At 70.9% G+C, this 24851-nt stretch carries 22 protein-coding genes; 6 read left to right on the top strand and 16 right to left on the bottom strand.

Annotation, left to right across the window (positions count from 1 at the left end; translation table 11 throughout):
* Positions 1-52: 52 nt before the first annotated feature.
* The 4 genes from cydC to ACWD0F_RS15985 are packed head-to-tail and all read right to left on the bottom strand — an operon-like array spanning position 53 to position 5390.
* Complete coding sequence (gene cydC, locus ACWD0F_RS16000; RefSeq protein WP_449875956.1) at positions 53-1771, bottom strand: thiol reductant ABC exporter subunit CydC; 1719 nt, start codon at positions 1769-1771, stop codon at positions 53-55.
* Complete coding sequence (gene cydD, locus ACWD0F_RS15995; RefSeq protein ID WP_449875954.1) at positions 1768-3444, bottom strand: thiol reductant ABC exporter subunit CydD; 1677 nt, start codon at positions 3442-3444, stop codon at positions 1768-1770. Before cydD ends, cydC begins: the two co-directional genes overlap by 4 nt.
* Before the next feature lie 6 nt (positions 3445-3450).
* Positions 3451-4209: a cytochrome d ubiquinol oxidase subunit II gene (locus tag ACWD0F_RS15990; RefSeq protein WP_449875952.1), complete on the bottom strand. Its 759-nt coding sequence runs from the start codon at positions 4207-4209 to the stop codon at positions 3451-3453.
* Between the two features lie 14 nt (positions 4210-4223).
* A complete protein-coding gene (locus tag ACWD0F_RS15985) occupies positions 4224-5390 on the bottom strand; it encodes a cytochrome ubiquinol oxidase subunit I (RefSeq protein ID WP_449876321.1) in 1167 nt (388 codons plus the stop codon).
* An 86-nt stretch (positions 5391-5476) separates the two neighbouring features.
* Here ACWD0F_RS15985 and ACWD0F_RS15980 point away from each other — a divergent pair, with 86 nt between their 5' ends.
* Complete coding sequence (locus ACWD0F_RS15980) at positions 5477-5815, top strand: helix-turn-helix transcriptional regulator (protein WP_449875950.1); 339 nt, start codon at positions 5477-5479, stop codon at positions 5813-5815.
* An 86-nt stretch (positions 5816-5901) separates the two neighbouring features.
* Here the strand turns inward: ACWD0F_RS15980 and ACWD0F_RS15975 are convergent, their stop codons facing one another.
* Positions 5902-6579: a permease prefix domain 1-containing protein gene (locus tag ACWD0F_RS15975; protein WP_449875948.1), complete on the bottom strand. Its 678-nt coding sequence runs from the start codon at positions 6577-6579 to the stop codon at positions 5902-5904.
* A gap of 201 nt (positions 6580-6780) precedes the next feature.
* Between ACWD0F_RS15975 and ACWD0F_RS15970 the strand changes: the two genes are divergently transcribed.
* Together ACWD0F_RS15970 and ACWD0F_RS15965 are read left to right on the top strand one after the other, a co-directional pair.
* Entirely contained in the window at positions 6781-7116 is a 336-nt protein-coding gene (locus ACWD0F_RS15970) for an ArsR/SmtB family transcription factor (protein WP_449875946.1), read from the top strand.
* Positions 7103-7633, top strand: a complete 531-nt coding sequence (locus ACWD0F_RS15965; protein ID WP_449875944.1) for an SRPBCC family protein — start codon at positions 7103-7105, stop codon at positions 7631-7633. Before ACWD0F_RS15970 ends, ACWD0F_RS15965 begins: the two co-directional genes overlap by 14 nt.
* A gap of 97 nt (positions 7634-7730) precedes the next feature.
* Here the strand turns inward: ACWD0F_RS15965 and ACWD0F_RS15960 are convergent, their stop codons facing one another.
* Complete coding sequence (locus tag ACWD0F_RS15960) at positions 7731-9023, bottom strand: pentapeptide repeat-containing protein (RefSeq protein ID WP_449875942.1); 1293 nt, start codon at positions 9021-9023, stop codon at positions 7731-7733.
* 494 nt (positions 9024-9517) lie between these two features.
* On the opposite strand from ACWD0F_RS15960, the gene ACWD0F_RS15955 reads away from it, so the two are divergent.
* On the top strand, positions 9518-9892 hold the full coding sequence (locus ACWD0F_RS15955) for a thioredoxin family protein (RefSeq protein WP_449875940.1): 375 nt from the start codon (positions 9518-9520) through the stop codon (positions 9890-9892).
* A gap of 41 nt (positions 9893-9933) precedes the next feature.
* Here ACWD0F_RS15955 and ACWD0F_RS15950 read toward each other — a convergent pair whose 3' ends face one another.
* From ACWD0F_RS15950 to ACWD0F_RS15940, 3 genes are all read right to left on the bottom strand, one after another.
* Positions 9934-10701 (bottom strand): SAM-dependent methyltransferase, encoded by a 768-nt coding sequence (locus ACWD0F_RS15950; RefSeq protein ID WP_449875938.1) that lies wholly within the window; start codon positions 10699-10701, stop codon positions 9934-9936.
* A 222-nt stretch (positions 10702-10923) separates the two neighbouring features.
* Positions 10924-12261, bottom strand: a complete 1338-nt coding sequence (locus tag ACWD0F_RS15945) for a class II 3-deoxy-7-phosphoheptulonate synthase (protein WP_449875936.1) — start codon at positions 12259-12261, stop codon at positions 10924-10926.
* 81 nt (positions 12262-12342) lie between these two features.
* The gene (locus tag ACWD0F_RS15940) at positions 12343-13539 is read right to left on the bottom strand and encodes an FAD-dependent oxidoreductase (RefSeq protein WP_449875934.1); all 1197 of its coding nucleotides are present in this window, start codon (positions 13537-13539) and stop codon (positions 12343-12345) included.
* A gap of 117 nt (positions 13540-13656) precedes the next feature.
* Here ACWD0F_RS15940 and ACWD0F_RS15935 point away from each other — a divergent pair, with 117 nt between their 5' ends.
* Positions 13657-14667 carry an anti-sigma factor gene (locus ACWD0F_RS15935; RefSeq protein ID WP_449875932.1) on the top strand — a complete coding sequence of 337 codons (1011 nt, stop codon included), beginning with the start codon at positions 13657-13659 and terminating at the stop codon, positions 14665-14667.
* A gap of 184 nt (positions 14668-14851) precedes the next feature.
* Positions 14852-17119, top strand: coding sequence for a M64 family metallopeptidase (locus ACWD0F_RS15930; RefSeq protein WP_449875931.1), 2268 nt, complete (start codon positions 14852-14854; stop codon positions 17117-17119).
* Here the strand turns inward: ACWD0F_RS15930 and ACWD0F_RS15925 are convergent.
* From ACWD0F_RS15925 to ACWD0F_RS15895, 7 genes are read right to left on the bottom strand one after another with little or no spacing between them, the layout of a single operon-like run.
* Positions 17063-18058 (bottom strand): phosphotransferase family protein, encoded by a 996-nt coding sequence (locus tag ACWD0F_RS15925; protein ID WP_449875930.1) that lies wholly within the window; start codon positions 18056-18058, stop codon positions 17063-17065. The two genes, ACWD0F_RS15930 and ACWD0F_RS15925, sit on opposite strands and share 57 nt — an antisense overlap.
* 10 nt (positions 18059-18068) lie before the next feature.
* Entirely contained in the window at positions 18069-18893 is an 825-nt protein-coding gene (locus ACWD0F_RS15920; protein WP_449875929.1) for an aldose 1-epimerase family protein, read from the bottom strand.
* Between the two features lie 52 nt (positions 18894-18945).
* Positions 18946-19944, bottom strand: a complete 999-nt coding sequence (locus ACWD0F_RS15915; RefSeq protein ID WP_449875927.1) for a LacI family DNA-binding transcriptional regulator — start codon at positions 19942-19944, stop codon at positions 18946-18948.
* Positions 19925-21334 carry a GH1 family beta-glucosidase gene (locus tag ACWD0F_RS15910; protein ID WP_449875925.1) on the bottom strand — a complete coding sequence of 470 codons (1410 nt, stop codon included), beginning with the start codon at positions 21332-21334 and terminating at the stop codon, positions 19925-19927. Before ACWD0F_RS15910 ends, ACWD0F_RS15915 begins: the two co-directional genes overlap by 20 nt.
* Positions 21331-22161, bottom strand: coding sequence for a carbohydrate ABC transporter permease (locus ACWD0F_RS15905; RefSeq protein ID WP_449875923.1), 831 nt, complete (start codon positions 22159-22161; stop codon positions 21331-21333). The genes ACWD0F_RS15910 and ACWD0F_RS15905 overlap by 4 nt, the downstream gene beginning before the upstream one ends.
* Positions 22158-23114 carry a carbohydrate ABC transporter permease gene (locus ACWD0F_RS15900; RefSeq protein ID WP_449875921.1) on the bottom strand — a complete coding sequence of 319 codons (957 nt, stop codon included), beginning with the start codon at positions 23112-23114 and terminating at the stop codon, positions 22158-22160. Before ACWD0F_RS15900 ends, ACWD0F_RS15905 begins: the two co-directional genes overlap by 4 nt.
* Before the next feature lie 58 nt (positions 23115-23172).
* Positions 23173-24513, bottom strand: a complete 1341-nt coding sequence (locus tag ACWD0F_RS15895) for an ABC transporter substrate-binding protein (RefSeq protein WP_449875919.1) — start codon at positions 24511-24513, stop codon at positions 23173-23175.
* Between the last annotated feature and the right edge of the window lie 338 nt (positions 24514-24851).

Here is a 24851-nt window from a genome sequence, read left to right as displayed (position 1 = left end):
CTGTAAACCTGATTGCGTCGCCAACTCAACCCCTAGCGGGATATGTCTGGACTTACCGTCTGGTCAGGATTTCGGACTGCCACAGGTCCCGGTAGTAACCGGGCACGGAGACCAGCTCGTCATGGTGCCCCCGCTGCACGACCCGGCCCTCCTCCAGCACGACGACCTCGTCGACCAGCTCCAGCCCCTTGAGGCGGTGGGTGACGAGCAGCGTGGTGCGGTTCCTGGTCACGTCGAGCAGATCGCTCATCAGCCGGTCGGCCGTCTCCTCGTCGAGCGCCTCGGCGGGCTCGTCGAGCAGCAGCACGGGCGGGTCGTACAGCAGGGCCCTGGCCAGGGCCAGCCGCTGCAACTGCCCGCCGGAGACGGTCCCGCCGTCCTCGCCCAGCTCGGTGTCCCAGCCGGTCCGCTCGACGAACCCGTCGAGCCGGGCGTCCCGCACGGCCCGCCGCAGCTCCTCCTCGCCGGCCTCGGGGCCCGCCAGGCGCAGGTTGTCGCGAAGGCTGGCGCGGAAGATGTACGGGTCCTGGGTGAGACCGGTCATCAGGACCCGCACGTCGTCGCCCGCCAGGTCCCGCAGGTCCGTGCCGTTGACCGTGATCGTGCCCGACTCGGGCTCGGCCAGCCGCATGAGCGCCGCCAGCAGCGTGCTCTTGCCGGCTCCGCTGGGGCCGACGATCGCCAGCCGCTTGCCCGGGGTCAGGCGCAGCGACACCCCGTCCAGGGCCGGTCGCCCGCCGTGACCTCCTGCGGAGCCGCCGGGTGTGGTGGCCGGCCGCGGCGGGTGACGGACGACGAGGTCGTCGACGTCGATGGTGAGCGGGGCCTGCGGGCGGGGCGCGGGCGCGGCGGGCTCCGTGGTCGCCGGGCGCGCCGAGCGGACCTCGCGCAGCCGCCCCAGCGCGGCCGTGATGCCCGCCAGGCGCTCGCCCGCCGCCGCCAGCGGCAGCACCGGCTCGAACGCCACCAGGGCGGTCAGCGCGAGCACGGCCGTGCCGACCGAGCCGGCGCCCGCGCCCTGGGCGAGCAGGACCACCGCCGCGACCGTCAGCCCCTGCGTCAGCGTGCCTCCCGCCAGGGCGGCTGCGTGCACGCGGGCCTGGCGGCGTTCGAGCGCTGCCAGGCTCTCGTCGGCGGCCAGCGCCCTGGCGAGGGCCTCCTCGTCGGCGCCGTACGCGGCCAGGTCGGCGGAGCCGTGCACCAGGTCGGCCACGCGGCCCGCCAGCGCCGCCCTGGCCGGGGCGATCCTGGCCGACCAGCGGCGGGCGGCGGCGGCCGTGGCGGCGGGCAGCGCCACACCTGCCAGCAGCAGCCCGGCCACCAGCACCAGCGCGGCCACCGGCAGGATGGTCAGGCCGACGACGACGGCCGCCAGCCCGGCGATCGCCGCCGCGGCGGCCGGGAGCAGGCAGCGGACGAGCAGGTCCTGCACGGCCTCGGTGTCGTCGACCATGCGGCTGAGCAGGTCGGCGCCGCCGTGACGGGGCTGCTGGGGCGGGATGAGGGCCTGGTAGAGGCGCTCGCGGCTGCCCGCCTGGGCGCGCAGCGCCACCTCGTGGCCGGTGAGGCGCTCGGCGTAGCGGAAGACGCCCTTGCCGGTGGCGAACGCCCGCGTCGCGACGATGGCCACGCTCAGGGCGGCCAGGGGCGGCTGCTCGGCGGCCCTGGTGATGAGCCAGGCCGCGGCCGCGATCAGGCCCAGCCCGGCCAGGTCCGCCGCCGCGCCCGCCAGCACGGCCCAGACGAGCCGCCTCCCCATGCGCTCACTCATCGATGACTCCCCGTGGTCGCCGGGCGGGGGGTGTCGGAGACGATGCGGCCCCCGTGGACCCGGATGACGCGGTCGGCGAGGTCGATCATGGCCGGCCGGTGGGCGACGATGACGGCCGTACGCTCCCTGGCCAGCTCCGAGGTGCCCGCGACCACGGCCGCCTCGCTCCGCCCGTCCAGGCGCGCCGTGGGCTCGTCCAGCAGCAGCACCGAGGCGGCGGGCCGGCAGAAGGCACGCGCCAGGGCGACGCGCTGGCGCTGACCCGCCGACAGGTTGGTCCCGCGCTCGCCCACCACGGTGTCGTACCCCTGCGGCAGCGCCTCGACGAAGTCGGCGTGCGCGGCGGCGGCGGCCTGGCGTACCTGCTCCAGGGAGGCCGAGGGGGACCCGAGGCGGATGTTGTCGGCGACGGACACGGCGAACAGGTGCGGCCGCTGCGCCACGAACGCCAGCCGCCCCCGCCATTTCCCGAGGTCGAGCTCGCGCAGATCGGCGCCGTCGACCAGGACCCGGCCCTCCGACGGCTGGACGAAGCCGAGGATGAGGTGGAGCAGCGTGCTCTTGCCGCCGCCGCTCTCCCCGACCAGGGCGACGCGTTCGCGGGGGCCGATGGTGAGGGAGACGTTCTCCAGCGCGGCGCCGTCCCGTCCCGGGTAGCGGACGGTGACGTTCTCCAGGCGGATCTCCGGCGCCGGCCCGTCGCCGGGCGGGCGGCCGGAAGCGGCGCCAGGGCGGGCCTGCGCGTCCTGTTCCAGTACGGCGAAGGCCGCGTCGGCCGCGGCCACCCCCTCCATGGAGGCGTGGAAGCGTGTCCCCATGGCCCGCAGCGGCAGGTAGGCCTCCGGCGCCAGCAGCAGCACCAGCAGGGCGGTCGTCAGATCCAGCGACCCCCCGAGCAGCCGGAGCCCGATGGGCACCGCCACCAGCGCCAGCGACAACGACGCGCACAACTCCAGCACCAGCGACGACAGGAACGCCACCCGCAACGTGCGCATCGTGGCACTGCGATGGGCGTCGGCCACCTGCTGGATCACCCCGGCCTGGTAGCGGGCCCGTCCGAACGCGCGCAGCGTCGGCAGCCCGCGCACCACGTCGAGGAAGTGGCCCCCGAGCCGCGACAACGCCAGGAACTGGCGCTCGGTGACGGCTTTGGTGGTCATGCCCACCAGCGCGCCGAAGACGGGGATCAGCGGCAGCGTGACCAGCACGATGACCGCGCCGGCGAGATCGGCGGCGAACAGCCGGATGAGCACCGCCAGCGGCACCACCCCGGCCACCGCGATCGCCGGCAGGTAGCCGGTGAGATAGGCGTCGAGCCGGTCCAGGCCGCGCCCGGCGAGCGTGACGAGCTCGCCGGAGCGGTGCCCGGTGAGCCCGGCGGGCCCGAGCTCGCGCAGCCTGGCCAGCAGCCGGTGGCGCAGCGCCGACTTCACGCCGGTCGCGGTGCGCCCGGCGAAGACGCCCTGCGTCCATGCGAGCAGCGCCCGCACGCCCACCACCGCCGCCAGCCCCGCCAGGGCGACGGCGGTGAACCGGCCGGACAGCACCCCGGCCAGCAGCTCGGCCTGGATGAGCACGAGCAGCCCGGCCAGGACGGCCGCGGCCATGGTGACGGCGAGATGGCGGCGAACCGGCCGTTCGGCCCGCATGAGCCGCAGGAGATCCTTGTGCACGAGCCCTCAGAAGAACGACGGGAGCCGGAAGGCGTCCTTACCTGGCCGGAAAGTCCGCCATACCCATACTTGCGCGCCCAGCATGATCGGCGCGCACGGAAACACCATGACACTGAGCACATTCAACGTAGCCGGAGAGGCGCTGTGCTCCAGCAGGTACGGCATCGCGCCCGCGAGCACCCCCACCACGGGCACGGCGGCCACCAGCGCCGATCCCAGCAGAGCGGGCCCCGACCGCGCCGCCCCGAACTCCCCGGGTGCCCGCCAGGCCAGGAACGTCCACCCGTGGAAGGCGAACAGCAGGGTCACGACCACGCCCAGCAGCACGCCGACGGGGTGCACGGGCGAGCCGTCGAAGCCGGTGGCCGCCGCGTACAGGGCCATGCCCCAGCCGAACGACAACCCCAGGGACCCGAACACGATCATCGCGTCCCAGAACCCCCGCCAGCGCGGGCCGTCCAGCCGGCGCCTGAACCACAACCCCGCGTCCCGCAGGACCCAGCTCAGCAGCATGGCCACCACCAGCGGGTACAGCCGGAACAGCACCTCGCCTTCGAGCCTCGGATAGACCCCGAACAACGTTCCGGCCACCGCGACCAGCCACACCTCGTTGGCCAGCACGTACGGCGCCATGGCCGCCACCATGCGATCACGGCCCCGCTGCGTCCTGCCCAGCACCGGAAGCAGCAGCCCCACCCCCAGATCGAACCCCTCAAGGGCGAAATAGCCGGCGAGCAACCCGGCGAAGATGACAAACCAGATCATTTCCACAACGACTCCTAAAGGCTCATCGCGGGGGAGCGCGTCTCGTCGGCCGGGGCCCCGAGCGCCAGGCCGGCCGGCCCGCGCCTGACCACCTTGGCGATGAGGACGTAGTCGGCGACCGCCAGCAGCCCCAGCACGGTGACGAACGCGGTCAGCGAGGCCGTCACCATGCCCGGCGTCAGCCCGGGGGACAGGGCGTCGGCCACCGTGAGCCGCTGCCAGATCATCCAGGGTTGCCGCCCCACCTCCCGCGCCGCCCACCCCAGGATCGACAGGATGAACGGCAGCGGCGTCATCGCCATCAAAATGGGGTGGGTCCAGCGCCAGCGGGGCAGGACGCGGATGAGCGGCACCATCACGAACAGCACGCCGAGGGCGAGCAACTGGCCGAACTCGACCATGATCCCCAGCGGGATGGCCGCCCCCGTATTGCCGTTGAACTTGTCCTCCTGGACGCCGGCGAACTGCGCGTACCCGAAGCCCATCGTGATGAAGATCCCGACGGCCGCCACGACGACGCCCGTGCGCAACGACCGGGTGAAGAACTCCACCTCAGCGGTACGGCGCCGCAACTGGTAGGCGCTGGCGCCGACCATCACCATGGCCCCGGTGAACAGCCCCGCCCCGACGACGTGCGGGAAGGAGAAGATCAGCGCCTTGTTCGTGAGCAGGGCGCCGAAGTCCACCAGCTCCAGCCGGTCGCCCCGGACGAGCGACCCGGCCGGGTTCTGCAGGAACGAGTTGGCCACCATGATGAAGAACGCGCTCGCGTACGCCGTCAGCGTCACGAGCCAGATACAGGCCAGGTGCGCCCATCGGGGCAGGCGTCCCCAGCCGAAGATCCACAGCCCGAGGAACGTGGACTCCAGGAAGAACGCCACCAGCGTCTCCATGGCCAGCGGGGCGCCGAAGACGTCGCCCGCGTAGTGGGACAGCCCGCTCCACGAGAGCCCGAACTGGAACTCCATCACCAGCCCGGTGACGATGCCCAAGGCGTAGTTGATGACGTAGATCTGACCCCAGAACCGCGTCATCCTCTCGTGCAGGGGGTTTCCCGAGAGGACCCATCGGGTGTGCATCAGCGCGACCAGCGGCGCCAGCCCGAGCGTCAGCACGACGAACAGGAAGTGCAGGCTGCCCGTCACGGCGAACTGCGTACGTGCCAGTTCCAGTACATTCATCATGACTCCGTGGTTGTGCCTGTCTACATATAGACAGCCTACATGTAGATTGGCTACATGAGACGCGGGTGTTTAGGATCAGAGCCATGAATCCAGACGCGCTGCGCGGGCACATGGACGCGCTGCTGCTCTCGGTGCTCGAAGCGGAGCCCCTGCACGGCTACGCGATCATCGAGGCGTTGCAGCAGCGCAGCGGTGGCGCGCTGAACGTGCCGACGGGCACCGTCTATCCGGCCCTGCGGCGGCTGGAGCGCATCGGCTACCTGTCCAGCGAATGGGCGACGGTGGGCGGGCGCAAGCGGCGCACCTACCGCCTGACGGCCTCCGGGCGCAAGCAGCTCGCCGGGGAACGAACGGCCTGGCGGGAGTTCGCCGCCGTGATCGGCGGCGTCCTGCACGCGGAGCCCGCCGCCGCCCTGGAGTGACCGGCGGGCCGCCGTCCGGCCGCCGACGTTCAGGGAACGACCGGCGGGCCGCCGTCAGGCCCGGACTGCTTCAGGCCCGGACTGCTTCAGGCGTGGACGGCGTGCGCGCGGGAGGGGCGGGTGATGCGCAGGCAGCGCGTGGCGCCGTAGAGCTGCATGCCCCACATGGCCGCGGTCACCAGGTTGGCGAGCACGGTGGGCAGGACGTCCAGGGTGTTGGCCGAGCCCGCGCCGTAGCTGAGCGGAATCGACAGCCCGGCGCTGATCGGCAGCGCGGCCCAGACGAGCACGCCCAGGGACCGCGTCATCAGCCGCGGCCGGCGGATCCACCGGGCGCCCCGGCTCAGCGCGAGCAGCACGAGCCCGCCGTACAGGCCGGTGCCGAGCTGGAGGAGGTCGAGCAGCCGCGCGACCAGCGGGTACCAGGCCGGCCGGTGCGCCCAGGCCTCGTCGGTGGCGGGATACAGGCGCCACAACATCGACCACATGAGCACGGTGAGCGGCACGCTGATGAACATCAGGACGCCCAGCCGCCGGCCTGAGCAGGCGGTGAGCTCGGCCTGGTAGCCGGGGACGATCTCGGCCACCGGCCCGAACTCGGTCACCGCGGCCCGCTCGGCCGCCGCCCGGTCCAGCCCGCCGGCCTCGAACGCCTCGGCGGTGTCGGTCAGGCTGTCGCGCGCTTCGACGACCAGGTCGCGCTTCGGCCCGTACGGCCCGGCCAGGGCGCGGCTGAGCTCTGTCACGTAGTCGTCGATCCGCATGGGCTCAAGTCTACGGAGGCCCGTCTCAGGGTCCCATCAGGGAAGTCCCCGATATTTCACCGCCATGGATTGTTATGTAGGGAAATTCCTACATATAGTGTCTGGCATGGCACTTTCCAGAATCCGACCCAGCGATGAGCCGCGGGGCCGCCGGTTGCCCTTCCAGGACCTGTTCGGTCACGGGTTCGCGGCCAGCCAGGAATGACCGCCGACCATGTGTTCACCGCGCTGGCCAGCCCGGCCAGGCGCGAGCTGCTGCGGCTGCTGCGCGACGAGGGTGCCCAGCCCGCGGGGCGGCTGGCCGAGCGGTTCGCCATGAGCCGGCCCAGCGTGTCGGAGCACCTCAAGGTGCTCAGGGACGCGGGCCTGGTGGCCGAGACCCGCCAGGGCAGGGAGCGCCACTACCGGCTGGAGGCGGCGCCGCTCATGGAGATCCGCGACTGGCTCACCCCGTACGAACGGTTCTGGCGAGAGCGCCTGACCGACCTCACCGCCCTGCTCGACGAGATGGAAGGCGACGACGATGCCCCAGGATGAGTCCTACCGTGAGTCCCACCGTGAGTCCCACCGTGAGTCCCACCGTGAGTTTCCCGGCCTCCCGGACGAGCCTCGCGGCGAGTCCCGCGACGACCGGCGCGCGATCCGGATCGACCAGTTCATCGCCCATCCGCCCGGGAAGGTGTGGCGGGCGCTCACCGAGCCCGATCTGGTCGCCCGGTGGCTCATGCCCAACGACTTCAAGCCCGAGGTGGGACATCGGTTCACCTTCACCACGACGCCGAAGAAGCAGGTCGGCTTCGACGGCGTCGTCTACTGCGAGGTGCTGGAGCTGGAGCGGGAGAAGCTCCTGAAGATCAGTTGGAGCGACCGCAAACTGGCCGACTGGACGGTCACCTGGCGGCTGGAGGCCGAAGGCGAGGGCACCCGGCTGTTCCTCGACCACGAGGGCTTCGATCCGGACGACGAGATCCAGCAGCTCTCGCGGCGGATCATGGGCGGTGGCTGGCGCTCCTCCCATTTCCGCGCGATCGCCGACATCGTGGCGGACCTCTGATCGGTCCTGGCCACCCGAGCGCGCACGGCGGGGCCGCCGCGCGCACGGGTGCGAGCTCAAGGCCGTACGGCAGGGTCGTGCGGTCTGGGATGCGAGTTCAAGGCCGCAGGGCCGGGCTGTGCGGTCGGGGGTGCCGGTCGGCGTGGGAGGTGGCGGTGGCGGTCCACACCACCGCCGCCACGCTGACCGCCACCAGCACCGTGAACCAGGTGGTCGCCCGCCCCAGCCGCGCGCCGTAGCCGCACAGCAGCCAGCTCAGCGACAACCACCACCGGTGCCCGGCCCGGCGGCGCATCTCCATGGCGGCGATGGCGAAGTCGGCCGAGGTGACCCGGTCGCTGAGGCGCAGCCCGGCGTACAGGGCGGCCAGCCGGTCGGGTGTGGCGCCCGGGTCGCCCTGGCCCGGGCGGCCGTCCTCGTCGGCCAGGGCGCTGCGCCGGGAGAACCACCGCAACATCGGCCGGCGCAGGCTCACCCGCACCCCGCGCGGCGTGATCGCGAACGTGCAGTCCTTCACCCGCACCCCCGACGGATGCGCGAGCCCGGCGAACCTGCAGGCCGACAGGTCCAGCCCGAGCAGCGTCAGGCTGGCCGCCTCCACCTGCCGCAGCGAGGTGAGCGTGGAGGCGCCCCGCCCGGTCACGGTGGCCGCGCCGCGCAGCACCGCGCCCTCCAGGTCGGCCTGCGAGTCGGTCAGCCGCAGCGTCGTGGTGCCGGTCACCTCCACCCCCCGCAAATCGACCCCGCAGCGTACGACCGCCATGTCCAGCAGCCCGTCGGCCCGCGCCCGGGCCACCGACAACCGGCCGGTCGCGGAGAGGTAGGCGTCGGCGGCGAAGTGCGCGGCGTCGAACCCGGCGTTGCCGTTGACCTTGCGGAAGGACAGCGTGCGGCCGAAGCGGGCCCCCCGGAAGGCGGCGCCGTCGCGGATGCGGGCACCGTCGAAGGTGGCGTATCCGTCGAACCTGGCCCGCTCGCAGGACAACCCGTGATCGAAGACGGCCTGGCTGAACAGCGCGTCGCGGGACATCACGGCCCGGTCCAGCGAGACGTGCCCGCGCACGGTGACGCCGTGCAGCGACAACTCGCGCAGGAACCGGGCGCCGGCCAGCGACACGTTGCCCTCGAAGCGGGCGCCGAAGAAGGAGGCCAGCCGGTCGAACCTGGCGCCGTCGAGCGACACGTCACCCGCGAAGACCACGTCAGCCAGCCGGACGTCGCCGGTGAACCTGGTCCGGTCGAGGCGCGCCCTGCCGGGCCTGCCCCTGATGGCTTCGAGCACCCGGGACAGCAGGTCGCCGCCCACGGTGGTGCCGCGCAGGTCGAGCAGCCTGCCGGGGGCGAGCTCGTCGAGCGCCTCGGAGAGTTGGTCCGGTGACAGGTGTGCCATGCAGAAGCCGGCCGGCCGGCTAGCGATTCCGGTGCAGGCAGCCGAATACGCGCAGGTGACCCAGTCCATGCACTGGTCATACCCGCAGGGGCGCGTGTCAAGGTTCGATGTTTTTATGTTCTATCCACTTTTACGCGGAAATATGCGGGCTAAATTGGCGGTCAAGTGTCGGACATGCCGCTTCATCGCGGGCTACCTCGGCCGCCGCCGGTTGCGGGGACGCGCTTCGCCGCCCCGCCTCAGCCGCCCACCGCGACCTCTGAGGTGATCTTCACGGTCGATGTCACCACGAAGCCACTCTGCTTCTGCGGCCATGATCCCCTGGTCGCCGGCCTGGTCCCGCCGGGCCGCCGCCGGCCCTCGCCGGGCCCGGCCGAGCCGGTGGCCGCGTCCGGCGCCGGAGCATGGAATTCTAGTAGTGGGTACGTGGTTGACACGGATGCACTTCAGCGCGACAGACGTCAAACTCCAGCCAACGAACGAGGAGCCACTTGATGGCGACTATCGAAGTAACCGAGAAGAACTTCAACGACATCGCCGACAAGGGCATTGTCCTGCTCGACTTCTGGGCAGAGTGGTGCCCGCCGTGCAAGAAGTTCGGGCCGATCTTCGAGCAGGCGTCGGACAAGCACGACGACATCACGTTCGGCAAGATCGACACTGACGCGGAGCAGGGGCTCGCGCAGGGGTTCGACATCTCCTCCATCCCCACGCTCATGGCGATCCGCGACGGCATCGTGGTCTTCGCCCAGGCCGGCGCCATTCCGGGGCCCGCACTCGACGACCTGATCCGCCAGGTGCGCGAGCTGGACATGGACTCCATCAGGGCGGAGCTCAGCGAGGAACTGAAGGACGCCCAGAAGAGCTGACGCCGGCGACGAGCCCCGCCTCCCGGCGGGGCTTTCGTGCGTCAGGGCTTGTGGCCGACGCCCACGTATCCGAAGTCGATGCCGTTGCCGGGGGCGTCCGGGTCCTCGGGCCGCCAGCCGTTCGGGTACGTCAGGCCCGGCTCGGCCAGCTCGTACCCGTCGAAGAAGCGCTCGATCCCCTCGCTGGTGCGCAGGTTGAGCGACGCCGTCGCCTTCCGGTAGATCTCCAGCGCCTGCGGCGTGGTGGCGGGCGTGCTGTCCACGGCGTGGCTGATCACGAGATGGCTGCCGGGCGCGCTGATCTTGCGCAGCTTCCCGACGGCGTCGTACGCCTGGTCGTCGGGGATGAAGTGCAGGATCGCCAGCATCAGGAAGGCCACCGGCCGGCTGAAGTCCACCAGGCCGCCGAGCTTGTCCAGCAGCGCGTCCGGCTCGCGCAGATCGGCCTGCAGGAAGTCCACGTTCTCCTGCCTGGCCAGCAGCGCCCTGCCGTGCACGCACACCACGGAGTCGTAGTCGACGTACACCACGCGCGCCTCCGGGGCGATCTCGTGGGTGTTGCCCTGGGTCGGCAGGCCGGCGCCGAGGTCCACGATCTGCCGGACGCCCGAGTCCACCACGTGCCGTACGGCCCGGCGCAGGAACGCCCGGTTGGCCCGGGCCCCCTCCTTGGTGTTGGGGAACGTCCGCAGGATCTGCTCCGCGGCCGCCCGGTCAGCCGCGAAATTGTCCTTGCCGTCGAGGAAGTAGTCATACATCCGCGCGACGTTGGGGACGTTAGGGTCGACCCCCTCCGGGGCACTATCCACGTTTTTCTCCCGAAATTTCGTTATCTTTCGGGGCGATCATAGCCGTGAAACATCGGCGCCCACTGGAATTCCGTTCTGCAATGAGACGCAGATCACCCCCAGGGCGCGGCGGGCCGGATGAGACCGGCCCGCACGACCGTGCGGATGGCTCGGTGCGACCCCGCCACCCGGAAAACCAGGTCGGAGGCGGGGCCGCTCCTGCAAAGCTTCGCGACGGGCGGGTCAGCTCCGGTAGAGCTCCGCCACCCGGAAGGCCAGGTCGAGCGACTGGCCGCGGTTGAGCCGCGGGTCGCACGCCGTCTCGTAACGCGTGCCGAGGTCGGTCTCACCGATCTCGTGCCCGCCGCCGACGCACTCGGTCACGTCGTCACCGGTGAACTCGATGTGGATGCCGCCGGGATGCGTGCCCAGCGCCCGGTGCACCTCGAAGAACCCCGCCACCTCGTCGAGCACGTCGTCGAGCCGGCGCGTCTTGTGCCCGCTGGGCGCCTCGAACGTGTTGCCGTGCATCGGGTCGCAGATCCAGGCCACCTGCGCACCGCTGGCGGTGACCTCCTTGACCAGCGCGGGCAGGTGCTCGCGGATCTTGGCGGCGCCCATCCGGGTGATGAACGTGAGCCGCCCGGGCTCGTTGTCCGGGTTGAGCCGCTCGACCAGCGCGAGCGCCTCCTCGGGCGTGGTCGTGGGCCCGAGCTTGACGCCGATCGGGTTGCGGATCCTGGCGAAGAACTCGACGTGGGCCCCGTCGAGCTGGCGGGTGCGCTCGCCGATCCAGACCATGTGCGCCGAGACGTCGTAGGGCAGCCCGGTGCGGGAGTCGATGCGGGTGAGCGCCCGGTCGTAGTCGAGGATCAGCGCCTCGTGCGAGGAGTAGAACTCGACCGTGTGGAACTCCTCGGGATCGGCTCCGCAGGCGCGCATGAACGCCAGCCCTTGGTCGATCTCCCTGGCGAGCTGCTCGTAGCGGCGCCCGGCCGGCGACTCGGCGACGAAGTCCTGGTTCCAGGCGTGCACCTGGCGCAGGTCGGCGTAACCGCCCTTGGTGAACGCGCGCGCCAGGTTGAGCGTCACGGCCGACGAATGGTAGGCCTTGAGCAGCCGCCACGGATCGGGCCGGCGCGACTCGGCGGTGAACTCGAACCCGTTGACCATGTCGCCCCGATAGGCGGGCAGCTCGATGCCGTCACGCGTCTCGGTGGGCTTGGAGCGCGGCTTGGCGAACTGGCCGGCGACCCGGCCGATCTTCACGACCGGCACCCTGCCCGCGTAGGTCAGCACGATCGCCATCTGCAGCAGCGTCTTCAGCTTCTGACGCACGTTGTCGGCGGTGGCGCCGGAGAAGGTCTCGGCGCAGTCACCGCCTTGCAGGACGAACGCCTCGCCGCGGGCGACGGCGGCCAGCTGCTGCTTGAGCTGGTCGCACTCACCGGCGAAGACCAGCGGAGGCAGGCCGCCGAGCTCGGCGACGACCTTGTCGAGCTCTTCGCGGTCGGGCCAGTCGGGCTGCTGCGACACGGGGAGGGCTCGCCAGGAATCAAGATCCACGAGATTGCTGCTCACGAGATAAGAGGGTATTCCACTGAGCCTGCCCAACCGACCCCTCTTGTCCACGTTTTGACATCGGTACCGGCAGCTAAGGCGTCAGACCTCCTTCACGCGCACATGTTCGGGGCGTACACCGAACCCCAGAAAGCGCGGCGCCAGCTTGTTGAGCAGCGGAATCCGGGTCAGGTCGCGCGGCAGCCTGGACGGGTCGAACCGGCGTCGCAAGGATTTACTGATCACTTGATTCTGCACCAGCCGCTGGGCGGCCTGGGTGGCCCGCGTCGGCAACATCCGCCTCCTTTGCACCAGGTGCAGCGTGCGCTCGGGAACGGGCGCGCCGGACTTGAGCGGGCCGGCCAGCAGGTTGGCCGCCGCGACCGCATCCTGTACGGCCAGGTTGATGCCCACCCCGAACACCGGCGACATCGCGTGCGCGGCGTCGCCGACGCACAGGAACCCCGGCCGGTGCCAGCGGCGCAGCCGGTTGATCGCGACCGTGAGCACGCTCACGTCGTCGAAGCCCGCGATCTGCCCGACGCGGTCGGTCAGCCAGGGCAGGAGCGCCGCCACGGGGTCGCGCAGCGCGCCGATGCCGCGGCTCACCAGCTTGTCGTAGCCGCCCTTGGGGATCAGGTACGCGAGCTGCCAGTAGGTCTCCCTGTTGATCGCGACCATCATGTGCCCGGCGGACACCCGCAGGAACGTGTCGTCGCGATCGGTGTCCTCGCGGGGCAGCCGGAACCAGACCACGTCCATCGGCGCGCCGAGGTCCTCGGGCACCAGCCCGGCCCGCCCGCGCAGCACCGAGTGCCGCCCGTCGGCCGCCACGGTCAGGTCGGCCCTGATCTCGTGCTCGCCCGACGCGTCCCGGTAGCGCAGACCCCGTACGGCACCGCCCTCCCGGATCAGGTCGTACGCCTCGGCGTTCATCAGCAGCCGGAACCCCGGATACCGGGCGGCGGCCGAGGTGACGAGCTTGAGGAAGTCCCATTGCGGGACGAAAGCGATGTAGTTGTACTTACCGGGCAGGTCTCGCAGGCTGGCCAGCCTGATGTCCCCGAGGTCGGTGACCATGGTGAGCCCGTACGCCTTCCGGTGCGGAAGCTTCAGGAACTCATCGGCCAGCCCGAGCTCGTCGAGCACCTGCAACGTGGATGGATGGATGGTGTCGCCTCTGAAGTCGCGCAGGAAGTCCTCGTGCTTCTCCAGCAGGGTCACCTCTACGCCCGCCCTGGCCAGCAGCAGTGCGAGCATCGCTCCGGCGGGTCCGCCGCCGGCGATCACACAGCGCATAATTCATCACCCCATGAGATTGTCTCACGCCAGAAGAAATGAGCAAGCCTCACAGCCATCCGCGATGGCCGAATCCTCGAAGTACCAGAGTGAGCCGCCTCTCACACAGGGAAGTGGATGATGAACGACGGACTCCACATCCTCTCTGGCGCCTACGCCGTGCACGCACTGCCGTACGCCGAGTGGGTGTTGTTCGAGGAACACCTGGTCGCGTGCGCGTGCTGCGAGGCCGAAGTCCGGCGTCTGCGGGAGACGGCCGCCAGGCTCGCCGAAGCGGTGGCCGCCGAGCCGCCTGCCCGGTTGCGCGCGCGCCTCATCGCCGCCGCCCACCGCGTCCGCGGTCCCGGGCTACGGCAGGCGCACGATGACAGCCCGACCGTCTGGCGCCCGCCGGCCGACCGCCGGCCGGCGGCCGCACCTCCCGACGCGCCCACCCTCGCCCTACCCGGCGCCGTGCCCCTGGACCCCGGCAACAGCCCAACCCTCGGGCTCCCGCCGGACTCCGGGCGCGGCTCGGTCGTCGGGCTCCCATCGGGCGTCGCGCCGCCGGACTATGACAACGGCCCGACCCTCGGGCTGCCGCCGGAGCGGCGGCCGGCCGTCGTGACGGGGGCGGGGACCCCCGTGCCGGCCGAGGGCGGCGAGGTGGTGCCCTTGCGCCGCCGGAGGACGAAGGTGCTGGCCGGGCTGGCAGCGGCCTCCGTGGCGGCCGCGGTCGCGTTCGGCGTGGTCGCCCTGGACGCCCGCCGCGACCTCGGTGAGCTGGGCAGCAGGAACTCCGAGCTGCTGGCCGTGCTGGCCGCGCCCGACGCCGCGACCGTGCGCCAGCCCGTGACCGCCGGGGGCACCGGCACGGTCGTGATCTCCCGGGCGCGCAAGCGCATGATCTTCACCGCGTGGGGGCTGCCGGACCTGCCGGACGCGAAGGCGTACGAGTTGTGGCTGATGGACGACGACGGCCCGCGTCCGGCGGGGATGCTGGCGCCCGCCCACGACGGCCTCACCCCGCCCATACTCGTCACACCGAAGGGCGGGGACGCCCGGGTGGCGCTCACGGTGGAGCCGGTGGCCGGCTCGGAGCGCCCCACGACCCAGCCGATCCTGCTGGCCGAGCTGCCCAGCGCCTGACACGAGCTGCCCAGCGCCTGACACGAGGTGCCCAGTGCCTGACACGAGGTGCCCAGTGCCTGACACGAGGTGCCCAGTGCCTGACACGAGGTGCCCGGCGCCTGGCCGAGCTGCCCGACACGAGGTGCCCAGCGCCTGACAAGGGTCCTGGTCGCGCGGCCACCGGTCGGCGATAGTGCAGGGCATGCGTAGATTCGCGGCCCTCGTCTCGGCCGCCGCCGTGTCTGTCACCCTCTTATCCGTCAGCCTCTTATCCGTCTCCCCGGCCCGCGCCGCCGAGCCAGGCGCGGCCACGGTGGTGCCCGTGCAGGTCACGGGCGCCCCGGCCAAGAGGTTCAACCTGATCCTCATGGGCGACGGCTACACCGAGGCCGATCAGGCCACGTTCAGGGCCGACGCCGACCGCCACCTCAACGTGATGTGGTCCATCGAGCCGTTCAAGTCCTACCGGAACTACATCAACGTCTACCGGATCGACATCGTCTCGGGGGAGTCCGGCATCAGTTGCGACCCCGGCCTCGACGCGCCGAGGAAGACGACGCCGCTCAGCATGGGCTTCTGGGGCCGCTGCAACCCGGCCAGCGTCCAGCGCCTGATCACCATGGACAACGCCGCCGCCACCCGCTACGCCGACCTGGTCACGGGCACCTCCTCCGGCAACCGGCAGATCCTCGCGATAGGCAACAGCGGCACGTACGGCGGCGCCGGCGGCTCGTACGCCACCGCCTCCGGCAGCAACAGCATGTCGGCCCTGATCAGCCCGCACGAGCTGGGCCACTCGCTGGGCGGCCTGCAGGACGAGTACGACTACTACCAGCGCGGCGTCCCCGGCGGCGCCTACACCGGCGGCGAGCCGTCGAGCGCGCACCACACGCTCCTCACCGAGCCGCAACTGCGCGAGCAGCGGCAGAAGTGGTGGCGCTGGCTCGGCGAGCCCAGCGAGTCCGGCGGCCCCATCGGCCGCTACGAGGGCGGCCAGTACTACACGACCGGCATCTGGCGCCCCAGCGCGCACTCCATGATGAAGACGCTCGGCTACTACTTCGACCAGGTCGGCCGCGAGGTCATGGTCCAGCGCATCACCGCCAAGACCATGGTGATCCAGGACGCCACGCCCGCCCAGCAGCCCGTCGGCGCGGACCGCGTGTTGTGGGTGGAGTCGATGCGTCCCGTCTCCCACTCCCTCACCACCACCTGGAACGTCGACGGCGCGGACCTGCCGGGCGACCGGGACGCCCTCGACCTGCGCACCCTCGGCCTCACCCCGGGAACGCACACGGTCACCGCCACGGTCTCCGACCCGACCGGCTTCGTCCGGGACCCGGCGATCAAGGCCGCCGTCACCAGGACCCGCGCCTGGACGGTCGACACCGCGCTGACCACCCAGCCGGACGGCGTCGAGCCCGCGTTCGTCTCCGCCACGCCCGCGGACCGGCCGCTCGGCCGCGCCGACGTCGTGTACGTGGAGACCACCCACCCGGCCGCGACCGTCCCCGAGGTCACGTGGACCCTGGACGGCACGACCCTGGACGGCACGCGGGCCGGCCAGGGCAGCGACCTCGACCTGGGCGCGCTGGACCTCACACCGGGCACGCACACCCTCACCGCGGCGCTCGCCGGCCGGACGCTCACCTGGCAGGTCGACGCCGGCAAGCCCGCCACCGCCTACGACCTGTCCGCCCCCCTCGTCTCGGCCGGCGACACCTACGTCTACAACGGCCCCTTCTCCATGAAGCTCACCGGCACCGACGACCACGACGGCTACGTGGTCTCGGAGTCCAGGGTCGACGGCGACGGCTGGTTCAACTACTTCGGCTGGCCCACGTCCTCGCAGTCGCCGTGGACGTTCACCGAGCAGGGCACGGTCATCGACTCCCTCGTGTACGGCAGGCTGCCGCGCGGGCGGCACACGATCGAGTACCGCTCGATCGACGCGGCCGGCAACCGCGGCGACGCCCGGAGCTTCACCGTCACCACGATCGCCCCGCCGCCGGCCTGCACCCGCACGATCACCGGAGCCCACCGCGGCCCCCTCACGGTCGCGGACGGCGTCACCTGCCTCGACGACGCCCAGGTCACCGGCGCCGTCACGGTCAGGCGGGGCGCCTCGCTGGTCGTCACCGGCGGCCGGATCACCGGCGCGCTGCACGCCACAGGACCCGCCGCCGTGCACCTGCTCAACACCCGCGTCACCGGCGCGCTCGCCGTCAGCGGCGCGGGCGAGCTGGTCGTGGCGGGCGCGGACGTGCGCGGCGCCGCGCTCCTCACCGGCAACACGGCGCCGATCCTGACCGGCACCACGGTCAAGGGCGCCCTCGCCTGCGCGGGCAACACGCCCGCGCCGGCGGACCTCGGCGTGCCCAACCGGGCCACCGGCGCCGGTCAGTGCGGCAGGCTAGCCGCGGGCGTCAAGGGCGGCGCGTACGAGGCGGTCCAGCACGTCGCTCAGTGAGCTGATGGACTTGTCGCGGACCCTGGCGTATTCCTGTTCGGGATACTGCCGGGGTCCGTTCTCCACCAGCAGGATCAGGTAGAGGTAGGCGCGGTAGAGGTCGAGCCGGACCCGGGCGGAGGGGGTCAGCTCCAGCGGCGTCACCTCGCGGTAGCCCGCCAGCAGCGGATCGTCCTCCGACAGGTCGCCGAAAAGGGTCGGGGTGACGAACTCCGCGATCGGATCGCCCCAGAAGGCGCGCTCGTGGTCGATGATGGCCTGGATCCGCGGCGGGCCGCTCAGGTCGAGGAAGACGTTGCCCGCCCACACGTCGAAGTGCACCAGCCGCGGCGTCGTGACCTCCGCCAGCACCGGCGCCGCCGCCTCGAACACGGCCATGATCTCCCCGGCCGGGCGCGGCAGCGGCGTCGGGTAACGCTCGGTGTCGCCGAGCAGCGCCGCCACCATCGCCAGGAACGCCTCCGGCCAGGTCGTGCCCACGATCCCGGCGTGCGGATAGCCGAACACCTCGCCCGTCACGGCGTTGAACCTGGCCAGATGGCGGCCCAGCTCCCGGCGCAGCGCGTCCTCGCCGTCGGGCTTGACGTCGTTCCAGGACACCCCGCTGAGCGCGCCCAGCAGCAGGTAGTCGCCGCCCAGGACCGGGTCGTCGAAGCCGGCCCGCAGCAGCGTCGCCACCGGCACCCCGGCCTTGAGCGCCAGCTCGTAGGCGGCGGCCTCCATGCGCAGCAGGTTGCGCTCGTAGCTGAGCTGGTCGAGGTCGGGCGGCGGCGACAACTTGAGCACCACCTGCCGCCCGTCGTGGAGCTCCAGCCGCCACACGGCGTTGGCGTAGCCGTCGGTCAGCTCCGTCGCGGTCCGCACGCCCGTGCCCAGCGCCCGCCGCGCCAGCGCGTCGAGCTCGGCCTCGGATAAGCGGCGCTTCGTCCTACTGTCCACGGGACTCCTCTCAGGTGGCGCTGATCGTCCAGCTCGCCTCGTGCTCCTCGCCGGGCCCCAGCACGACCAGGTCGACACCGGAGTTGAACGCGTCGGGCGGGCACGTCATCGGCTCCACCGCCAGGCCCTCGTAGCCGAGCTGCCGGCTGGTGCACACCTGCACCCACGGCATCACCTCGGGATCCCAGGAGATCCGCACGCCGCCGGCCCGCGCCTCGCCGCTCACGCGGGTGAAGGCGTGGTCGATCACCATGTCGCCCACCTGGTGCGGCCGGCTGAAGTCGAACGGCGTGCCGGCCACCTCCGCCAGGCGCACGGGCAGCAGATCCGCGTCGGTCTCCAGGACCTCCGCCGCGTCGAGCCGCAACTCGGCGCCGAGCAGCCACGGGTGCACGCCGCAGCCGTAGGGGACCGCCTGCTCGCCGATGTTGCGGGCGGTGAGCGTGGTGGTCAGCCCGGAGCCGCCGAGCCGGTGCGCCGTCCGCAGGGCGAGCGTGGACGGGTAGCCCGGGGAGGCCGTGATCGTGTGCTCCAGGATCACGTGATCGTCCTCGGCCTCCGCGACGTGCCAGTCGACCTCGGCCACCAGCCCGTGCAGGGCGTGGCCGCGCTCCGGCTCGTTGACCGGCAGGACGTGCAGCCGCCCGGCGAAGGTGTAGCGGGCGAAGGCCACCCGGTTGGGCCACGGGGCCAGGATCGTGCCCGCGTAGTAAGGCGGCGGGCCCGGCTCCGGCCAGGAGGTCAGCAGGTCGAGGTCACCATGCCGGAGCAGGCGGACCCCGGCTCCGCGCCGGCTGATCTGCGCGGTGTAGCCGCCGGCGGTGAGCTTGGGCACGACCGGAGTCCTTTCATGTCGAAGCCGGGGGCCCGGCCAGGATAACTCCTGGTCAGGCGGAATCTCTGCGTACGAGGTGCGTGTCGAGGATCACGACGGGCTGGCGGAGCTCCTCGCCGTTGATGCGGGCCACCAGGAGCTGGGCCATCTGCCGGCCCATGGCCTCGGTCGGCTGGTGGACGGTGGTCAGCGGCGGGTCGGCGTGCAGCGCGGCCTTGGAGTCGTCGAACCCGATCACCGCCACGTCGCCGGGCACCGTCCGCCCCTCGGCCTTGAGCACGCGCATCGCGCCCAGCGCCATCGGGTCGGAGGCGGCGAAGACCGCGTCGAGATCGGGATGCGTCCGCAGCAGCTCGGTCATCGCCGTCGCGCCGCTGAGCTCGGAGAAGTCACCGTAGGCGACCAGCTCCGGCAGGCCCGAGGGCAGCAGCGCGTCGCGGTAGCCGGCCAGACGGTCGACGCCCACGCCCATGTCCTGGGGGCCGGCGATCGCCGCGATCCCGTCACGGCCGAGGCCCAGCAGGTGTTTGACCGCCTGCCGGGCCCCTGCCCTGTTGTCCATGTCCACGTAGCTGTACGGGTCGAGGCCGACGGGCCGGCCGCCGAGCACCGTCGGCACGCCCATCGCCTCCAGCCTGCCGGGCAGCGGATCGGCGCCGTGCAGCGACAGCAGCAGCACGCCGTCGACGTGCTGCCCCGTGAGGTAGAGCTCCAGCCGGGCGTGTTCCTCGGGCGTGCGCGCCATCGCCAGGATGAGCTGGAGCCCCGTCTCCGCGAGCGCCGAGCCGATGCCGCGGATGGTGCCCGCGAAATACGGCTCGTCGAAAACGCGGAGCTGCGACTCCGACACCACCAGCGCCACCGTGTCCGTGCGGCGCGTCACCAGAGCGCGCGCCGCACGGTTGGGCACGTAGCCCAGCTCGCTGATGGCCAGCTCGACGGCCTCGCGGGCCCTGGCGCTGACGTTCGGCGAGCCGTTGATGACTCTCGACACCGTGCCCCGGCCTACGCCGGCCCGGGCAGCGACTGCCTCAAGAGTCGGTCGGTTCATGGCGCCTATTCTGCCGGATGATCTCCGAGTACCAGAGCGCGCTGTCCTTGAGCAGCCGCTCCTGCGTATCGAAGTCCACATGGACCAGGCCGAACCGCTTGCCGTAGCCCCAGGCCCACTCGAAGTTGTCCATCAGCGACCAGGCGAAATAGCCCTCCAGCGGCACGCCCGCGTCGATGGCCTCCTTGCAGGCGCCGAGGTGTGCCTCCACGTAAGCCTGCCGCTCGCGGTCGTGGATCCGCCCGTCGACGAGCACGTCGTCGAAGGCCGCGCCGTTCTCCGAGACCACCATCGGGATGGCCGGGTAGTCCCGCGCCACCCTGGTGAGGATCTCCACCAGGCCGCCCTCGTCGATCTCCCAGCCCATCGCGGTGACCGGCCGGCCGCCGTTGACGAACCCGACGTGCTCGCTGCCCACCCACGGCGAGGCCGAGTCCGTGGGAGCCGCCGCCGCCGACGCCTTGCCGCCCGGCGCACCCGAGACCGTGAAGCGGCTGTAGTAGTTGACCAGCAGCACGTCGATGGGCGCGCCGATGGTCTTCATGTCGCCCGGCTTGATGAAGTCCGGCTCGATCGGCAGATCGGCGAGCACGTCCTCCGGATAAGTGCCGGTCAGCATGGCGTCGAGGAAGAACCGGTTCTGCAGCCCGTCGATGCGCCGCGCCGCGTCCAGGTCGGCCGCGCTGTCGGTGGCGGGGGTGACCGCGTACAGGTTCACGCAGCCGCCGACCCGCTCGGCGTCCATCGCCTGGACGGCCAGCCCGTGGGCCAGGTTGAGGTGATGCGCGCCCCTGATCGCGTTCTGCGGCTCACGCCTGCCCGGGGCGTGCTCGCCCGAGGCGTAGCCGAGGAACGCGGCGCACCATGGCTCGTTGACGGTGCTGAAGGTGTGCACGTGGTCCTTCAGCGCCGTGTGCACCGCCGCCGCGTACTCGGCGAAGCAGTAGGCCGTGTCGCGGTTGGGCCAGCCCCCCTTGTCCTCCAGCTCCTGGGGCAGGTCCCAGTGATAGAGGGTCAGCCACGGGTCGACGCCGTGCTGCCTCAGCTCGTCGGTGAGGCGCTTGTAGAAGTCGAGGCCCTTCTGGTTGACCTTGCCGGAGCCCGTCGGCTGGATGCGGGGCCAGGAGACCGAGAAGCGGTAGGCCGTCAGGCCCAGATCCCCCATGAGGGCGACGTCTTCCCGGTACCGGTGGTAGTGGTCCATCGCCACGTCGCCGTGGTGCCCGTTGAGCACCCTGCCCGGTGTCTTGGTGAAGGTGTCCCAGATGGAGACGCCACGCCCGTCCTCGGTGACCGCGCCCTCGATCTGGTACGCCGACGTCGCGGCGCCGAACGCGAAACCAGCGGGGAAGCGCAGCCCAGCACGTGTCTGTTCCTCTTGTGTCGTCACGCCTTGACCGCACCTTCCATGAGTCCGCCGACGATCTGGCGGCCGAATGCGACGAATACTGCGATGAGCGGGATGATGGACAGCGCCGTGCCCGCGAAGATCAACGTGTAGTTCGTGGAGAACCTGGCGTTGAGCGAGGTGATCGCGATCTGCACGGTCGGGTTGTCCGGGGTCAGCACGATCAGCGGCCACATGAAGTCGTTCCACATGAGCATGAAGGTGTTGATGCCGAGCACGGCCATCCCGGGCCGTACGGCGGGCAGCACGACGTTCCACCAGATGCGCAACGTCGCGGCGCCGTCGACCCTGGCCGCCTCGACCAGCTCCATCGGCACGGCCTGCCGCGTGTACTGCGTCATCAGGAACACGCCGAACCCGTTGAGCAGGTAGGGCAGGATGACCGCCTTGAGGGTGCCCGTCCACTCCAGGCTCACCATCAGCCGGTAGAGCGGCACCACGCCCATCTGCTGCAGCGGCACCGCCATGGTGAGCAGCACGAGCAGCAGCAGCACGTTGCGGCCCTTGAAGTTCAGGTTCGCGAAGGAGAAACCGGCCAGGGTCGAGATGATGACCACGGAGACGGTGACGACGCTCGCCACGATGAAGGAGTTCGTCAGGCCCAGCAGGAACTTGGCGTCCTCGTTGTTGAGCACCGCGATGATGTTCTCGCCCAGGTTGCCCCCGGGCAGGAACGGCGGCGGCACCGAGACCGCGTCGGAGTTGGTCCGCGAGGCGATGACCAGCATCCAGTACAGCGGGAAGGCCGACAACAGGACGGCGAGCCCCAGCATGACCCTGGTGATGACGGTCGGTTTCCAGGTGGTCATTTCGTGCCCCCGATCCTGCGCACGAACAGGAAGTTGATGGCCGCGCCGATGAGGATCAGCAGGAAGAGCAGCCAGGCGGCCGCGGCGGCGTAGCCGTAGTCGAACTCGCGGAAACCCTGCTTGACGATGAACATGGCCACCGTCTGGAACTGGCCCTGCGACCCGCCGTCGACGTTGCCGTTGTAGAACGTCGTCGGCTCGGAGAACAGCGTCAGGCCGCCGATGGTGGAGTTGAGCACCACGAAGATCATGGTCGGGCGCAACATCGGCAACGTGATCTGCCAGAACTGCCGGCGCCGCGACGCGCCGTCGATCGCCGCCGCCTCGTACAGGTCGCGCGGGATCGTCTGCATGCCGGCCAGGAAGATGATCGCGTTGTAGCCGGTCCAGCGCCAGTCCACCATGGTGGCGATGGCGATCCACGACGGGATGCGCTCGGCGCGCCAGTTCGTCGCTTCGGCGCCGAACCAGCTCAGGATCCAGTTGACCAGGCCCCAGTCGCGGGCGAAGAGCTGTGTGAACACCACCGCGACCGCGACCACCGAGGTGACCAGCGGCAGCAGCACGCTCATCCGGATCGCCAGCCGGAGCCGGAAGCGCTTGTTCAGCGCGTTGGCCAGGAACAGCGCGAGCAACATCTGCGGGATGGTGGCCAGGAGGAAGATGCCCACCGTGTTGGTCACGGCGTTCCAGAAGTCCTCATCGGCCAGCAGCGCGGTGTAGTTGCCCAGCCCGGTGAACTCCGTGGTCCCGGCCAGGTCGTAGTCGTAGAGCGAGTAGTACAGCGTGAAGGCCAACGGGAAGAGCCCGAAGGCGGCGAACAACAGGAAATATGGGGACACCAGGGCGTACGGCATCGCCTTGACGTCCAGATGGGAACGCCTGCGGCGGCGGGGAGGGCGATCACGGCGGTGGTTGTTCCGCGCCGCTCGCGGGAGGGGGTCGAAACTCATAGCAGACCTTTCGGCGGCAACATGCCCGGCCCGCTGGTCGCGGGCCGGGCGGGGAAGATCAGCCCGCGGCCTTCACCGCGTCGTCGACGAGTTGCTGCCAGGCCTTGTCGTAGGAGACGGAGCCGTCGTCCATGCCCTGGATGACGGACTCGATGGCGTTCTTGACCTGGGCGTGCTTCACACCCAGGAAGACCGGCTGGAGGCTGGAGGCGGACTTGGCGAAGATCTCACCGATGGGGGCGTCGTTGAAGAACTCGTTCTTGGCGCCCTGTACCGACGGGTCCTGCTGAGCCTTGGTGTTGCTCGGCATGTTGCCGAAGTCGGTGAAGATGCTCGCCTCGGTCTGCGCGTTGGTCAGGTAGTCGGCGACCGCCGCGGCCTCCTTCGGGTGCTTGGACTGCTTGGGCACGGCCACCCAGGAGCCGCCCCAGTTGCCGCCGCCGCCGGGAACCGAGGCCACGTCCCACTTGCCCTTGCCGCCGTCACCGGCGTTGCCGGTCACCACGCCGAGCATCCAGGACGGGCAGCCGACCGTGGCGAACGCGCCCTTCTGGGTGCCCGCCGCCCACTCGTCGGTGAAGTTGCGCAGCTTGGCGGTCAGCCCCTGCTGGCTCATCTTCTGGGCGAAGTCGTAGCCCGCCTTCACCGCCGGGTTCTTGTCGACGATGAGGTTGTTCTGCTGGTCGAAGTAGGTGACGTTGCCGTTCTTGGCCGCCTCCTGGTACAGGACCACCTGGTAGAGGGTGTTCGTGCCGTCGGTGAACTTGCTGTCCTTCACCTTCGACTGGAACGTCTTGCCGACGTTCATGAACTCGTCCCAGCTCGGCCACAGGGCGCTGACCTCGGTACGGTCGGTCGGCAGGCCGGCCTTCTTGAACAGGTCCGTGCGGTAGCAGATGCTCATGCCGCCGATGTCGGTGCCGAGGCCGAAGAGCTTGCCGTCGGCGCTGACGCCGTTCTCCCACTTCCAGGCCGGGAAGTCGGCCTTACGGGACTCCAGGCCGAACTCCTTCAGGTCGGCCCACCACTCGGGGTGCGCCTTGGCCAGGCCCATGCCGCCCTCGTCGATGCCGACCACGTCGCCGGCGCCGTTACCGGCCTGCAGCCACTGGATCATCTGCGGCCAGTACTGCTGCTCGAACTGGTCGGTGAGGTGCTCTTCCTTGATCTGGATGTCCTTGTGCTCGGCGTTCCACTTCGTGATCGCGTTCTTGTAGCCGAAGTTGGTGCCGCCGCCGAAGGTCTGCACACGGATCGTGACCGGCTCCGCCGCCGCGGAGGAGGCGGGAGCGCCACTGGCCGCCGGGGTGCTGCCCGAACCGCACGATGCGACGGTCAGTGCCGCCGCGGCCAGGGCCGAGGCCGCGGCAAGACCGCCGCGACGCCTACTGATCATCATGGTGGACCCCTTCTCGGGTGAATGTTTGGGGAGGTGCACCGCGGCACACGCTCCGCCGCGGTGGGAGTCTTTGGGAGCGCTCCCACAAAGGGTGCACTTACCGGCCCAGCACGTCAATCCACCGAAACGCAACCGTTACCTTTGAGGCGATTTGTCGCCGTGAAATCGGATTTTGAACGTTAAACCTCTCAATCGCCTGATTGGGAGCGCTCCCATCACAAGAGACATCTTTTGTGCCGGATCAAGGGCATGTCACCCGCACCCTGCGCTCTTTCTCGTGGTCACAAGCCCAGTCACCGTCTGCTGGGAACGCTCCCAGCGGCCGGCCGGGACGTGTG

The sequence above is a fragment of the Nonomuraea sp. NPDC002799 genome (assembly GCF_053592075.1).
The sequence above is the reverse complement of the archived record's forward strand: the minus strand, read 5'-3'. Positions and strand labels throughout refer to the sequence as shown.

Excerpts from the sequence above, each read along its gene's own strand:
- ACWD0F_RS15940 (WP_449875934.1), bottom strand. The coding sequence starts at position 13,539 with ATGCGCTGTGTGATCGCCGGCGGCGGACCCGCCGGAGCGATGCTCGCA.
- ACWD0F_RS15930 (WP_449875931.1), top strand. The coding sequence starts at position 14,852 with ATGCGTAGATTCGCGGCCCTCGTCTCGGCCGCCGCCGTGTCTGTCACC.
- ACWD0F_RS15965 (WP_449875944.1), top strand. The coding sequence starts at position 7,103 with ATGCCCCAGGATGAGTCCTACCGTGAGTCCCACCGTGAGTCCCACCGT.
- ACWD0F_RS15895 (WP_449875919.1), bottom strand. The coding sequence starts at position 24,513 with ATGATGATCAGTAGGCGTCGCGGCGGTCTTGCCGCGGCCTCGGCCCTG.
- ACWD0F_RS15955 (WP_449875940.1), top strand. The coding sequence starts at position 9,518 with ATGGCGACTATCGAAGTAACCGAGAAGAACTTCAACGACATCGCCGAC.
- cydC (WP_449875956.1), bottom strand. The coding sequence starts at position 1,771 with ATGAGTGAGCGCATGGGGAGGCGGCTCGTCTGGGCCGTGCTGGCGGGC.
- ACWD0F_RS15980 (WP_449875950.1), top strand. The coding sequence starts at position 5,477 with ATGAATCCAGACGCGCTGCGCGGGCACATGGACGCGCTGCTGCTCTCG.
- ACWD0F_RS15905 (WP_449875923.1), bottom strand. The coding sequence starts at position 22,161 with ATGACCACCTGGAAACCGACCGTCATCACCAGGGTCATGCTGGGGCTC.
- ACWD0F_RS15960 (WP_449875942.1), bottom strand. The coding sequence starts at position 9,023 with ATGGCACACCTGTCACCGGACCAACTCTCCGAGGCGCTCGACGAGCTC.
- ACWD0F_RS15915 (WP_449875927.1), bottom strand. The coding sequence starts at position 19,944 with ATGAACCGACCGACTCTTGAGGCAGTCGCTGCCCGGGCCGGCGTAGGC.
- ACWD0F_RS15900 (WP_449875921.1), bottom strand. The coding sequence starts at position 23,114 with ATGAGTTTCGACCCCCTCCCGCGAGCGGCGCGGAACAACCACCGCCGT.
- ACWD0F_RS15975 (WP_449875948.1), bottom strand. The coding sequence starts at position 6,579 with ATGCGGATCGACGACTACGTGACAGAGCTCAGCCGCGCCCTGGCCGGG.
- ACWD0F_RS15970 (WP_449875946.1), top strand. The coding sequence starts at position 6,781 with ATGACCGCCGACCATGTGTTCACCGCGCTGGCCAGCCCGGCCAGGCGC.
- ACWD0F_RS15990 (WP_449875952.1), bottom strand. The coding sequence starts at position 4,209 with ATGATCTGGTTTGTCATCTTCGCCGGGTTGCTCGCCGGCTATTTCGCC.
- ACWD0F_RS15985 (WP_449876321.1), bottom strand. The coding sequence starts at position 5,390 with ATGAATGTACTGGAACTGGCACGTACGCAGTTCGCCGTGACGGGCAGC.
- ACWD0F_RS15935 (WP_449875932.1), top strand. The coding sequence starts at position 13,657 with ATGATGAACGACGGACTCCACATCCTCTCTGGCGCCTACGCCGTGCAC.